This window comes from Flavobacterium yafengii, assembly GCF_030010375.1.
GTDB lineage: Bacteria > Bacteroidota > Bacteroidia > Flavobacteriales > Flavobacteriaceae > Flavobacterium > Flavobacterium yafengii.
Genome location: NZ_JASCRY010000003.1, coordinates 72,233 through 85,918, shown reverse-complemented (window position 1 = coordinate 85,918; position 13,686 = coordinate 72,233). Strand labels below are relative to the sequence as shown.

9 protein-coding genes and 1 pseudogene are annotated in these 13,686 nt (G+C 30.8%); 1 reads left to right on the top strand and 9 read right to left on the bottom strand.

Translation table 11 applies throughout. The features are described from left to right. From QLS97_RS10710 to QLS97_RS10680, 7 genes and pseudogenes are all read right to left on the bottom strand, one after another. Positions 1-825 (bottom strand): CheR family methyltransferase, encoded by an 825-nt coding sequence (locus QLS97_RS10710; protein ID WP_282716605.1) that lies wholly within the window; start codon positions 823-825, stop codon positions 1-3. A gap of 98 nt (positions 826-923) precedes the next feature. Further along, entirely contained in the window at positions 924-1,358 is a 435-nt protein-coding gene (locus tag QLS97_RS10705; protein WP_282716603.1) for a response regulator, read from the bottom strand. Beyond that, a pseudogene (locus tag QLS97_RS10700) lies at positions 1,358-4,177 on the bottom strand (hybrid sensor histidine kinase/response regulator); the annotation flags it as partial. The pseudogene QLS97_RS10700 and the gene QLS97_RS10705, both read right to left, overlap by 1 nt. A 54-nt stretch (positions 4,178-4,231) precedes the next feature. Then, the gene (locus QLS97_RS10695) at positions 4,232-4,783 is read right to left on the bottom strand and encodes a helix-turn-helix domain-containing protein (protein WP_282717215.1); all 552 of its coding nucleotides are present in this window, start codon (positions 4,781-4,783) and stop codon (positions 4,232-4,234) included. A gap of 537 nt (positions 4,784-5,320) precedes the next feature. After that, a complete protein-coding gene (locus QLS97_RS10690) occupies positions 5,321-5,797 on the bottom strand; it encodes a hypothetical protein (RefSeq protein WP_282716601.1) in 477 nt (158 codons plus the stop codon). A 2-nt stretch (positions 5,798-5,799) separates the two neighbouring features. Next, positions 5,800-6,477: a peptidoglycan DD-metalloendopeptidase family protein gene (locus tag QLS97_RS10685; protein ID WP_282716599.1), complete on the bottom strand. Its 678-nt coding sequence runs from the start codon at positions 6,475-6,477 to the stop codon at positions 5,800-5,802. 172 nt (positions 6,478-6,649) lie between these two features. Next, complete coding sequence (locus tag QLS97_RS10680) at positions 6,650-6,907, bottom strand: hypothetical protein (RefSeq protein WP_282716597.1); 258 nt, start codon at positions 6,905-6,907, stop codon at positions 6,650-6,652. 716 nt (positions 6,908-7,623) lie between these two features. On the opposite strand from QLS97_RS10680, the gene QLS97_RS10675 reads away from it, so the two are divergent. Then, the gene (locus tag QLS97_RS10675; protein ID WP_282716595.1) at positions 7,624-8,127 is read left to right on the top strand and encodes a CAP domain-containing protein; all 504 of its coding nucleotides are present in this window, start codon (positions 7,624-7,626) and stop codon (positions 8,125-8,127) included. Between the two features lie 71 nt (positions 8,128-8,198). On the opposite strand, the gene QLS97_RS10670 is transcribed toward QLS97_RS10675, so the two are convergent. Both QLS97_RS10670 and QLS97_RS10665 read right to left on the bottom strand, forming a co-directional pair. After that, positions 8,199-10,607 carry an alpha-ketoacid dehydrogenase subunit alpha/beta gene (locus tag QLS97_RS10670; RefSeq protein ID WP_282716592.1) on the bottom strand — a complete coding sequence of 803 codons (2,409 nt, stop codon included), beginning with the start codon at positions 10,605-10,607 and terminating at the stop codon, positions 8,199-8,201. A 186-nt stretch (positions 10,608-10,793) separates the two neighbouring features. After that, positions 10,794-13,541: a gluzincin family metallopeptidase gene (locus tag QLS97_RS10665; RefSeq protein WP_282717214.1), complete on the bottom strand. Its 2,748-nt coding sequence runs from the start codon at positions 13,539-13,541 to the stop codon at positions 10,794-10,796. Positions 13,542-13,686: the final 145 nt, after the last annotated feature.

Genomic DNA, 13,686 nt, shown 5'->3' with positions numbered 1-13,686 from the left:
TCAATATTTCTTTTTAAATATTCGTTGTTTAGTGTCTAACTCAATATATTGCTCATACAAATCTGAAAAACGTAAACTTTCTTTAGATCCTAAACATAAAACACCACCATTAATGAGACTATTATAAAAAAGAGTCTGGACTTTATTTTGTAAATTTTTATCAAAATAAATCAGCACATTTCGACATAATATCAAGTTTACTTCTGCAAAAACACTATCAGTCACCAAATTATGATTGGCCCAAACAATATTTTTTTTCAATGATTGATTCATAATGACGTTGTCATAATTTGAAGTGTAATAACAGGAAAAAGATTCTTTTCCTCCTGATAATTGATAATTAGAAGTGTATTCTTTTATCATTTTATTCGAAAAAATTCCATCTTTTGCACGATTCAAAGCCATTTGGTTAAAATCAGTAGCATAAATAGTTGTTCTATCATACAAGCCTTCTTCTTGCAAAAGAATAGCCATCGAATAGGCTTCTTCGCCTGTAGCACATCCTGCGTGCCATATTTTTATAAAGGGATATGTTTTCAAAACAGGGATAACATTTTCTCGTAATGACCTATAAAAAACTGGATCACGAAACATTTCGGTTACAGTAATTGATAAATTCTGTAAGAGTTCAGAGGCGAATGCTTCATCATTCAAAACCTTAGATTGCATTTGAGAAACATCTTCAAATCCAGATGCCGACATTCTGTTCATAATTCTGCGCCTGATATGGGCTTGGGAATACTCTCTGAAATCATACCCATATTTCCGATAAATAGCTTCCAATAACAATGAAATTTCCAAATCTGACGTGTCTTTATACCGCATTTTTTTTAAACAATTTTGGTTTTAATTTTTGACCAAATCAGGAATGATTAATCTAAATCTATTAATTAATTTTAGATAAAATTATACTGTAAAAAACATTACATCCTGTCCATGTACCAATTTAATTCCTTTTCCATTTTTTGATATTTAAAAACAGAAGTAATTATTTTTTGCAGGCGAACAAAAGCGGTTTCGCTTTTCACCACATAGTCTACAGCTTTATGATGCATACAGTTTATGGCAACTTCAATTTTATCTTGAGAGGACAACATTACTACTGGAATTTCTGGATTGAAAGCTTTTATTTTATCTAATGTTTCAATTCCGTTCATAGCGTTTGCAACAATACCATCAAGTTGATAATCTAAAATTACGACATCTGGATTATTATCTATATTAGCGATGCAAAGCTCTCCCGTAGAATAAGTCTCTACTATAAAATCAGCATTTTCTAAAAATTCAAGTTCTAAAGATTTTAAAAATAATGCATCATCATCTACTAGGAAAATCTTTATTTTAGTATCATTTTTCATTATATGGTATTTTTGATTATGTTAAATTCTTCTTGTAATTCTTGGCATGCTTGTAAACAAATTTCTTCAAGTTGCATAACTAAGTCCTCTATTCCTTCTGATTTTTCTTGTGTAATTGCAAATTCCTGAATTTTTTTTGCAATATTTTCAAAATTAGTACTGATACCCATTATTGAAAAGGATGGAATCATTTTATGTGCGGCAGCTCCTAATAAGTCCCAATTTTTCTCCTCTAAACTTTGTTTTATTGTATTGATTAAAGGCGGCGTTTGTGCTAAATAAAGTGATATCATTTCCATCATTAATTTTGGATTCGATTTTGTTCTTTGATTTAAATAAACCAAATCAATACATTTTATTTTTTTATCCTCTATATTCTCATTCAACTTTGCAGTAAGTTTTGCGAGTTTAGGTTTCTTTAATATTCCAACAATTTTACTGTATAAGAGCCTTTCGTCAATTGGTTTTGCTATATAATCATTCATTCCTACTGCTTTGCATTTAGCTAAATCAACAGTTGTGACATCAGCAGTTAAAGCAATAATTGGAATTTTTGATTTCATTGTATTACGAATATATTCTGTAGCTTCAAATCCATTCATTTCTGGCATTTGTAAGTCCATCAAAATAATATCATAATCGTTTTCTTTTAGTTTTTCGATTGCTATTTTACCATTTTCGGCAATGTCTCTGGCAAATCCAAAATCATCTAACAATGTTTTCATTAGCAATTGATTAAGAGGAATATCCTCGACAACCAATACTTTAATATTTTTTATTTCAGTATCTAATTCCATGATTTCATTTTCTAATTCAGCATCTGCGCTAGTTTTTTGAAAACTCAATGTAAAACTAAATGTAGATCCTTCATTAACGGTACTTCTCACCCGAATGCTACCTCCTTGAGGTTCCACTAATTGTTTTACTATGGCAAGACCTAATCCTGTTCCTCCATATAATCTTGAAGTACCACTAGATGCTTGTTGAAAATTTTCAAATATCTTCCCTGTTTTTTCTTTTGGGATACCAATTCCTGTATCTGTTACGGCAAATTCAATAATCACTTTATCTTCATCCTCATGTAATAAATGAACACTGACTGTAATTTTTCCTTTTGAGGTAAATTTTACAGCATTACTGATTAGGTTTAAAATAATTTGATGTAAACGAACCGGATCTCCTACTAGAACATCAGGAATTTTATTATCATATTCCTTAATTAATTTTAAATTTTTCTCTTGAATTTTTGTTTCAAACAAGTGAAGCATAGCAGCTATGGAAGATTTCATTTTGAAAGGTGTTTTTTCAAATGTCATTTTTCCGGCATCAACTTTTGCTAAATCAAGTATGTCATTTATAAGTACGATTAATGCATCGCCACTCATTTTAATTGCGTTTAAATATTCTTTTTGTTTGGTTGTCAATTCTGTTTTTAAAACCACTTTAGTAAATCCGATAATTGCATTCATCGGCGTACGAATTTCATGGCTCATATTAGACAAAAATTGTTGTTTTGCTTTTACTGCGTTTTCAGCTATTATGGTAGCACTTTCTGCATTTATTTTAGCTTCTTCTGCAATTTCCGTGGCTAATTCAGCAAATATTCTAGCTTCTATCAACTCCGAAGCAATTCTCTTTTGGTCAGTTACATCTCGAGCAACAATTACAACTCCAACTACGTTTCCTTTGTCATCCTTATAAACGGAACCATTAAATAATACATCCGTTAGTTTACCTTCTTTGTGGCGAAGTGTAAGCGGAGAATCAGCAACGGAACCTTTTTCGAATACTTCTTGATATACTTCACGAGCTTTTTGTTGCTCAGTAAAATAATCGAAAAAATCAGAATGTGTAAGTTCGTTACGCGTCATTCCCGTAATGTTTACCAATGCCTCATTCATATCAGTAATCTTACCGTTGGTGTTTATAGTGACCAATGGATCCCTACTTGCTTCAATAAGACTAAGAGAATATTGTGAAGCTAATTTTGCTGCGTAACTAAGTTCTTCTAGTTCTTTAGTAGCAATTTGCTGTTTTGCCTTTTCTTTGTTTTGAAATTGAAGTTCCTTGTTAGCAATGATTAATTCATCAGCTCGTTTTTCTTTTTCATTATTCTGATACGCTAATTCTTCGTTAGCAATGACTAATTCTGCCGCTCGTTTTTCTTTCACTTTATTTTGAAAAGCAAGCTCTTCATTAGCTACAACTAATTCTGCCGCTCGTTTTTCTTTTTCATCATTTTGAAAAGCAAGTTCTTTATTGGCAACAACTAATTCAGCTGCGCGTTTTTCTTTTTCATCATTTTGAAATAGAAGCTCTTTATTAGCAATTATTAATTCATCAGCTCGTTTTTCTTTTTCATCGTTTTGAAAAGCAAGCTCTTTATTAGCAATTACTAATTCAGCTGCCCGTTTTTCTTTTTCATCGTTTTGATGCGCTAATTCTTTATTGGCAACTCCTAAATTTAATGCCCATTTTTGCTCAGCAATATCTCTGGCAACAATTACGACTCCTAATACACATCCCAAATCATCTTTATAAACAGAACCGTTGAACAATACATCTGTCAATTTACCATCTTTGTGCTTAAGTGTAAGTGGAAAATCTGAAACAGATCCTTTTTCAAATACTTCCTGATACACTTCACGTGCTTTTTGTTTTTCGGTAAAATAATTGAAAAAATCAGAATTTATTAAGCCATCTCGATTCAGCCCAGTAATATTTACTGTAGCTTCATTTATATCCGTAATTTTTCCTTCAGGATTTATTGTAATTAAAGGATCCAAACTAGCTTCAATAAGACTTCTGGCGTATTGTGATTCTTGAGTTTTTATGCTTTCTAGGTGTATTTACAAAATTGATATTACTTCTTTTTATTTTGAATTACCAATTTCTTCAATTGGATTACGCCTCTTGTCTTTCAATTGTTTAAAATGGGAGGGAGAAAGACCAGTAACTTTTTTAAATTGACTGGATAGATGGGCAACACTGCTGTAATTCATTTTCCAGGCAATTTCAGTAATGTTTAATTCACCATAAATAATCAATTCCTTTATGCGTTCTGTTTTATGGGAAATTATAAATTGTTCAATTGTAGTTCCTTGCACTTCCGAAAACAAGTTAGACAGATACGTATAATCGTGATTTAATTGTTGACTCAGATAATCAGAAAAATTAATTTTTATATTTTCTGTTGAATGGTGGACCATCTGAATAATTACATTTTTTATCTTTTCGATTAGCATGGATTTTTTATCGTCCATCAATTCAAGTCCGGAGTCAAAAAGCGCTGTTTTTAATCGTTGTCTTTGGTCCATTGAGATATTTTCCATGATTTCAACTTCGCCTAAATCTACAACCATGAAGTGTAGTCCAAGTTTTTTTAATTCCTCTTTTACCGCCATTTTACAGCGATTACTGACCATGTATTTTATATATAGTTTCAAATTATTTTTTTTAACAGATTATGTAAAAGTCGAATAAACTTTATCAAAAAAACTTATATAACTTAAAAAAAAAATTATATAATTCACACATTATTAATTGTAATACATCTTTAGTAATGTAATGTTCGAAGAAAAAATAAGCAATTAAAAAGAACTATTTTTAAAGCAGATTTATCCAAATACTATTATTGATAGAGTATAAATTTACGAATAAACAGTGAGAAAAAGAGGTGATTTGAGTTTTAATAAAAATAGTAGTATTTTGTAATTGTTATAATCTTTAAATATGAATAATAAATTACTACATACAAAACATTATAAAAACGAGTTGTTTGGATACAATATTTTACGAAAATTATTCCGTGAATTGGTTTTCTTTTGAATCGCTATTTGGTAACTGGATAGGGCTAGAATCTTTTAAAGTATAGGACTTGCTGACTCATTACTCAAATAGTTATGTTGAACTGTAAAAAAATAATGCTTTTTGATTTATAAATTCAGTTCTGTTATTTGAAATTATTTCATCGAGAAAGGAGTGACCCAATCCAATGATTTAATCGATGAAACTTTGTTTTCTTGATTCATTGAAACACGAAGTTCCTTATTAGCTACTTTCTTTGTATACAATGCTTTGTAACGAAAAATAGTTGTTCCGTCAAAATTATTTTTATAAATTTCAACTAATTGAAGATCAATAAAAGTTCCGTAATATTGGCGAAATCGGGTACAAGTTTTGGTCAATCTTTCCTCAGTTGTATTCTTGATAACAGATTCTGTTGCTTCACTCTGGTTGAAAGGTTTAAATTTAGAGGTATTACAAGTCATTAAAACTCTTTTTCCTAATTCATACGCTTTATTCTTTTGACTTTCATTAACTTCGGATAAACCAAGTTTTTCAATTTTAGCTTTTTCAGGTTCAGTAGTTGTAACAACATTTTTTGATTTGCATCCAATGAGTATCAGAATACTAAAGACAATAATTACTTTTTTCATATTTATATAATTTTTAATAAGATATTCGGATCTGGGCAGTTCTTTAAATAATGATCCAAGCTATTTTCGCTACAAACTCCTGGATAATCACCAAATGTTTGTGAAATTTCTTCTATGATCTGAAAATGCAAATGAGGTGCATAATCTCCATTCACGGAAGCATTTCCTAAAGTTGCTATTTGTTGTCCTTTTTCGAAAATATCACCAATTGCAATATCACTGATACTTTCTAACGAAAGATGCCCGTATAAAGTATAAAATCGCTGATTTTCTATTTTATGTTCTAAGATAATAGTTGGACCATAATCGCCTACGCCTGTATTGTAATTAAAACTGTGTACAAATCCATCAAGTGCTGCTAATACTGGAGTTCCGGCTTTAATCCATAAATCTAAACCAATATGGATATTTCGCTCCTCAGTTTTTGAATCGTTGAAAATATCACTTCGTTTGTACAAATTTCGAATTTCATTATAGCCACCAAAAGCTACTTTTGCATTGTTTTCTTCTAGATAGTTTTCGATATATTTCTCAAAATCATTTGCATTATCAATAGCATGTTTTGTAAAGGCTTCATTTTTTATGGATAAATCCAATGGAATATATTGGCTGTAATCAATTGATTTATCTATCACTTTTACATTTTTGATGTCTTTTAAGATAGTTTCCAGTGCGGTCATATTTCTTGTAAATTTTTATAATTCTTAAATTTAAAATAAAAAATGCCAACATAAAAATTTAGGTAGCATTATAACTTTTAATTATGAAAAATGGATTTAAAAATTAAAAGAAAGAATGCCAATATGAAATTTCATATTGGCATTCTTTCTTAGTTAGGATAATAACGGGTTATTACTTCTTGATCTCAACTTTTGCTTCTCCACCGGAAAGTTCCACACTGGTTTTAGTTTTTCCATCTTTTGTGGTCACACTTACACCATCGGTAGCTACTTTTATTGACGTGCTATCTTTCGCTTCAGTAGTAACAGTCGTGGTTGCGTCACTTGAAGTTTCAGTTTGTGTTGCTGGAACAGGAGTTTCTTCTTTTTTCTTGCAGGAAACAATCGCAAGTAGTGATAGTATTCCTAAAAACAATGATACTTTTTTCATATTTTTTTTATAATGGATTGATTCACAAGATACTCTTTTATTTGTTTGAAAAATAGTTGAAATTGAATTTATAAATATAATGACGACTCTTTCAATTGGAGTATGAACTAAGTCAGTATTTTTTTATTAACACAAACAAAAAATAATTTAAAACATTGATTTACAGTTAACTATAGTTAAAGTTGAATGTGTTATTTTTGTTTTTTTGTAACTTCAATGTGTTTTTTATAAGTAACTCATTGAAAACAGTTTTTTAATGAAGCTTCCTTAAAAAAGATATAGTAAAATGTATCGTTTTACTATAATGAAAATCAACCGCCTCATCTACCACATTTTTAATTAATTGAGATCGTAAAGATTAACTTCGAATCAGTTTTAACTGGCTCTTTCTTTACTGATTTTGTAACATTAATTTAAAACAGGGCGTCTATGGAAAATAACAACTTTTTTAGTATCCCATAAAGGACAAAACTGTTCCCCAATTTTTTATAGTATGAATTTAGAGAAATTAACTTAGGTTTTTCTTGCGCTATTCTTGTCTTTTATTGAAACCTAATTTCAATTGGGAATATACAGAAATTCAATTTTTTTGCTTTCACTTTCCAATAGTTATGGAGAAGAGAAAAATGGGATGAATTTATTAATAGTATAATTCCAATTTTTTAATTGAAAATCAACTTTAGTAAACAATCTTGTAAACATCGATAGCTTTTATTATGAAATCAAATGTGTTTCCTGTACTGTTACTTGTAGTGATAGTGCATGCCACAGCTTCTTGTTCCTCTGATAATTTAGAATTGCAAGATGATAAAACATCATCTACTCAGGAGATTAACTATACTTATATTTCATCAGAATTAGAGACTATGGAATTGATAAATGCTTACAGAGTGAGCATGGGCTTAAATGCGTTGGAGAAAATTAATTACCTCTCCTATAAATCGGAAGAACATAACAAGTATATGATTGCCAATAATTCAGTCAGCCATAATAATTTTGTTGTACGCTCTCAAAACATAATAAATGTTTTGAGAGCCAAGAAAGTAGGGGAGAATATAGCTTATAATTACAATTCTCCTCAGGCTGTTTTTGATGCGTGGATGAATAGTCCAAGACATAAAGAAAATATAATTGGTGATTATACCCATTTTGGAATTTCCATAAGGGAAAATTCTGCTAACGGAAAAAAATATTATACCAATATTTTTGCTAAAATATAATTTTGGTTTTAAAAAAATAAAGCCAGACAAAAAGTAAATTTTGTCTGGCTTTTTATTGTTTATTGATGTTTTTAATACAAATTCGGATATTTCGAAGGATTTACTTCATTCATCATTGCATATACTTTTTCAAAAATATCTTCTGCAGAAGGTTTTGAGAAGTAGTCACCGTCCGTTCCATAAGCTGGTCTGTGCGCTTTTGCAGTTAAGGTTTGCGGTTTGCTGTCTAAATAATTATAGGCGTCTTGTTGCTCAATAATTTGTTGCAAAATATAAGCTGAAGCCCCACCAGGAACATCTTCGTCAATAACTAATAGGCGATTTGTTTTTGCAATACTTTTTACTACATCTTGATTCACATCAAATGGGAGTAAAGATTGTAAATCGATGATCTCACAATCAATGCCTACTTCAAGAAGCTCATTTGCGGCTTGTTGAACTAATCGCAATGTTGAACCGTATGAAACAAGAGTAATATCAGTTCCTTCTTTCAACGTTTCCACAACCCCAATTGGAGTTTTGAATTCACCATAATTCAAAGGCATTTTTTCTTTCAATCGGTAACCATTCAAGCATTCAATCACTAAAGCGGGCTCGTCACATTCTAACAAACTGTTATAAAATCCGGCTGCTTGAGTCATATTTCTTGGAACTAACACATGAATTCCGCGTATAGCGTTTATGATCATTCCCATAGGAGAACCTGAATGCCAGATTCCTTCTAAACGATGTCCACGTGTTCGTATAATTAATGGCGCTTTTTGTTTTCCAACGGTACGGTATCGCAGTGTCGCTAAATCATCACTCATGATTTGGATAGCGTACAGTAAATAATCTAAATATTGAATTTCGGCAATAGGGCGTAAGCCTCTTAATGCCATTCCTATACCTTGACCTAATATGGTAGCTTCACGAATTCCCACATCGGCAACACGTAATTCTCCATATTTTTCCTGCATTCCTTCTAAACCTTGGTTTACGTCACCAATAGCTCCAGCATCTTCACCAAAAATTAATGTTTCAGGATATTTTGTAAAAATAGCATCAAAGTTATCGCGTAAAATCATGCGACCATCCGTATCTTCTTTAGCATCTTCAGGATATACCGGTAAAACTTTTTCTACAGAAAATACATTTAAATCTGTTTCTGAAAATAAGTTGCTGCTAAAATTTTTTTGAGTTTTAGTCGTATAAGAACGAATCCATTGTGATAATTCGTCTTTGCCATTTTCGTTCAAGATTAAGCGTAAAACTTTACGAGCTGTAACCAGAATTTCTTTTTTCAAAGGAGATTTAATACTGCTTAATTCTGATGTGAATTGTAAAATTCTACCTTTGTTTTTACTGGTTTCAGCAATTTTTTGTAATAAAGTGACAAGTTCTTTTTGCTCTTCAACGATAGGTTCAATAAATGCATTCCAAGCAGCTTTTTTACCTTCTAAAACATCTTTTTTGGCTTGAGCATCTATCGCATCAATTTCTTCAGGTGAAGCAATGTTGATTGCAATCATCCATAATTTCATTTGACGGATACAATCAAAATCTCTTTCCCATGCCAATCGGTCTGCGTTTTTATATCTTTCATGAGAACCTGAACTGGAATGCCCTTGAGGTTGCGTCAATTCATTTACGTGAATCAAAACTGGAATATGATTTTCTCGGGCAATATCAGCAGCTTTCTCATACGTAGCAACTAAGTCGGCATAATCCCAACCTTTTACTCTTAGTATTTCATAGCCATTAGTTCCTTTTTCTCTTTGGTAACCTTTTAAAATCTCCGAAATATTTTCTTTGGTAGTTTGGTGTTTTGCATGTACTGAAATTCCATACTCATCATCCCAAACACTCATAACCATAGGAACTTGTAATACTCCTGCAGCATTTATGGTTTCAAAAAATAACCCTTCAGAGGTACTTGCATTTCCTATTGTTCCCCATGCAATCTCATTTCCTTCATTAGAAAAATTAGCTGCATTTGGTATTCCAGAAACTTGTCTGTATATTTTTGAAGCTTGAGCAAGTCCTAATAATCTTGGCATTTGTCCAGCCGTTGGGGAAATATCAGCACTTGAGTTTTTTTGTTTTGTTAAGTTTTTCCAACTTCCATCTTCATTTAAACTATGAGTGGCAAAGTGACCGCCCATTTGTCTTCCTGCTGACATTGGTTCTTGTTCAATATCGGTATGGCCATATAAACCTGCAAAAAATTGTTGTACAGTTAATTCTCCAATAGCCATCATAAAAGTCTGATCGCGATAATATCCAGAACGGAAGTCACCATTTTTGAAGGCTTTCGCCATGGCTAGTTGTGGTACTTCTTTTCCATCACCAAAAATGCCAAATTTAGCTTTTCCAGTCAATACTTCTTTACGTCCTAAAAGACTGCATTCTCTGCTGATTATAGCTAATTTATAATCATTCAGCACCTCGATTTTAAAATCTTCAAATGTCAATGTAGTATTGGTTTTTTCTTTTATCATAATTGAAAAGTATAACTTTGTGGTGCAAATTTACTTAAAAACTAGCTATTTTCATAATTCATTAAAAAAAATATAATTTAATTATTGCAATTTATTCTAATAAAAAGAACTTTATTTTTTTGTTATGTGTAATTTTAAATTCATTTTAATGAGAATAGTTTAATAAATAATGAAAATTATATTGGATTAGAACCATTTTCGATTAAAAAGATTGATTAATGTTTTAGGCGAAAAAGTAACAATAAATCGTACTTTCTCATTATAATTATTTTGTGCTATTTCCCATCCATTGTTAGAATATACTGGAAAATACAATTCAAAGTAGTCTGTGACCAAGTTGAGGCGAATACCGCTGTCGTATAAAAATTTTTCATTTTGGTTTTTATTTTTAATAAAACCAATATCTCCATAAATTTCTATCCAGTTCCATACACTAACACTAGCATTTAAGCTGGTAATCCATCTATTAGCATATGGTGTGTCCATTTTTGATTTAAAACCACCTTCTGCCATTATGAATTGTTGGCTATAAAAACCGGTGCTTTCTGAACGTCCAAAATAGTTGTAATCAAACAAGTAATCAGTAGGTCTGTCTGATGCGAAACTAAAAAAATCAGATTCAGTTTTGTTGTATAAAAAACTCCCTGCATAGAATCGCAAATTAATTTGGCGATTGTTTTCAAAAAGCTTTCTATATTCTATTTCGCCGTTTACTTTTCCAAATTTCCCTGAGATTTGAATATCTGAACTAAAATTGAAATGATTTGTTACTTCTGTTTTTGTATTTACATAGCGTGCATCAAAAATGGAGTAACTGGATGGAGCATTGTCCATTGCAAAAGCACTTTTTTCCCTGTTTACAATAACTTGGCGCAATAGAATCAGTTGTTTTCTGTTGTCTCTGAAATTTGGCTCCCGAATTCGCAATTGCACCATAGGATTTAATCTAAGGTATGAAGCGTCCTGCGCATAATGAAAGTAAGAGCTACTAACAGAATATTTTACATTGTAAAGTGTGCTGTTTCGATAATTTTGATTGACTACTAATGAAGCTGATCCAGATAAATTATTGGATTTAGTAGAGTAGGATGGATTGATGTCAAAAGTAAAAGGCTTGTCTAAAATAGTTTTATTATGCAATCGCAACCCGGGAGTTATTCCGTCGTATAAATTATAATATATAGATGGAACGTATAAAACCTGATTGTAATAAGGATCTTCTAAATCTTTCAAAAAAACGAACTTAACCGGACGATTATTCGGAAAAAAGCCGTCTAGTTTTTTCCAGTTATTTCTTAAATTATATTCAGGAACTTCATTCTTTAAATTTAAAATAATTTTATCGGCACCATTTCTTTGAATCGTAAAAGTACTGTCACATTCTTCAATATCCAGCCATTGTTTAAAAACAACTGCACCTTTTTTTGTACCATAAACTGGAATTGGAATAGGAGTTCCAGTTCTGTTTATTACTGAAAAAGTGATACTGTCATTGGTTTTCTTAACACTGGAAAATTTATAATCAATAATAGCTCTGGAATTAATAATGGTATTAAAAAACCAGTTAATGTCTTTATTGGTATTTGATTTTAGGATGGTCTCAAAATCAGTTCTGGAAACTTGTTGTATCTGATTTTGATTGTAAAATTGTTTTATACTGGAAGGAACGGCATCATTTTGTAAATAATTATCCAAAAATCGAATACTTAATCCGGAACGATATTTACTGGCTATTTGTTCATTGAATTTTATTAAAGTATTTTTAGAATTGCCAAGCGGTTGGTCTAGATTTTTTCTTGCCATTAGCATATAGAAATAACTATACTGATCATTAAAACCAATATTGGCAATATTAAAACTTTTTAATAGTCGGATATTAGAGGCACTGCCCATCATTTTAGTGTTGGGGTGATTTTCATCTATATATTTCATCATGGCATAAACCTGCAAACCATCATATATCCAGTTGTCTTTTCTGGGATCTAATTGTAAACTTGTTTTTAGATATTCATTCAGATAGGTTTTCAGAAATTTAATTTCAAAAAGAAATTCATCCGAAAAGGGACTTATAAAAGAAGGAAGCTGATTCAAACCATAAAAAGGATTTCTCTCGTAATCCGTTTGAGAAACAATAATCTTTTCATGTGGATATTTTCCAATTAAATCGTTTGCAAAATTCACAATTCGATCGATTACAATCGCTTTTTGAATATTATCTAATTTATTGTTTCTTAAATCTGTCAGTACTTCAACAGCACTGTTTGTATAACTTTCAAAATGGGTTTTTGGCTCTATAATAAGACTGAAATTGGTTCTGTTATTTCCAGATAATTTATAATTTATAAAAGGGTCATTAATAGTTGATTTACTGCTTTTTAAATCAGAAATAGCTTCGAATTTTTTAGATATTTTTAAATCAATTTCAAAACTTGAATAAGCATTGGCGATATCATCTAAATTGGTATTGCTGTAGCGTATAAAATCATGGTTTTCATAACGGGCTGGCGTAAGAAACCAGTTTTTAAGGTGTATAATTCCGTTATTATTGTATCCGTATTTTGTGAATTTATCGCTGGGAATTTTAGTTAGATAAGTCAGCTGTAAAACAATTTTTTGATTCGGAAGTAAATTTTCGACTAGTTTAACTTCAATTAAATCAGGGTTTTTATCTGTTCTTTCCCATGATAAAACTAATTTATTTGCATCTAAAATAGAGACGTTTTTCGTGCTTCCACGTTCTTCTTCTTTGGCTAAATGGAAACCTCTAAAAAATTCATCAGAAAATCGTTTGGCTAAAGGAGTGTTTTTAGTAGAAAAAGCATTATTCCAATCATTTAAAACAATCGAGGTTAACGTATCATTTGACTGATTGAAAAAAGTAATTTGTTGTTGAATGTTCAACGTTTTATTCTCCGTATTTAACTCAGCTGTTATATCAGAATGATGTTGACCATATTGTTTTATTGAAAGTAATAAAACAAGAGTGTAAAACGTAATTTTAAAGAATGAGTTCAAATTCCGATATTGATTTTATTAAAAAAATAAATATACTTTTTTTTTAGAATAAAACACTACAAGC

Coding starts and splice junctions, on each gene's coding strand:
- QLS97_RS10710 (WP_282716605.1), bottom strand. CDS start 825: ATGCGGTATAAAGACACGTCAGATTTGGAAATTTCATTGTTATTGGAA.
- QLS97_RS10705 (WP_282716603.1), bottom strand. CDS start 1,358: ATGAAAAATGATACTAAAATAAAGATTTTCCTAGTAGATGATGATGCA.
- QLS97_RS10695 (WP_282717215.1), bottom strand. CDS start 4,783: ATGGTCAGTAATCGCTGTAAAATGGCGGTAAAAGAGGAATTAAAAAAA.
- QLS97_RS10690 (WP_282716601.1), bottom strand. CDS start 5,797: ATGAAAAAAGTAATTATTGTCTTTAGTATTCTGATACTCATTGGATGC.
- QLS97_RS10685 (WP_282716599.1), bottom strand. CDS start 6,477: ATGACCGCACTGGAAACTATCTTAAAAGACATCAAAAATGTAAAAGTG.
- QLS97_RS10680 (WP_282716597.1), bottom strand. CDS start 6,907: ATGAAAAAAGTATCATTGTTTTTAGGAATACTATCACTACTTGCGATT.
- QLS97_RS10675 (WP_282716595.1), top strand. CDS start 7,624: ATGAAATCAAATGTGTTTCCTGTACTGTTACTTGTAGTGATAGTGCAT.
- QLS97_RS10670 (WP_282716592.1), bottom strand. CDS start 10,607: ATGATAAAAGAAAAAACCAATACTACATTGACATTTGAAGATTTTAAA.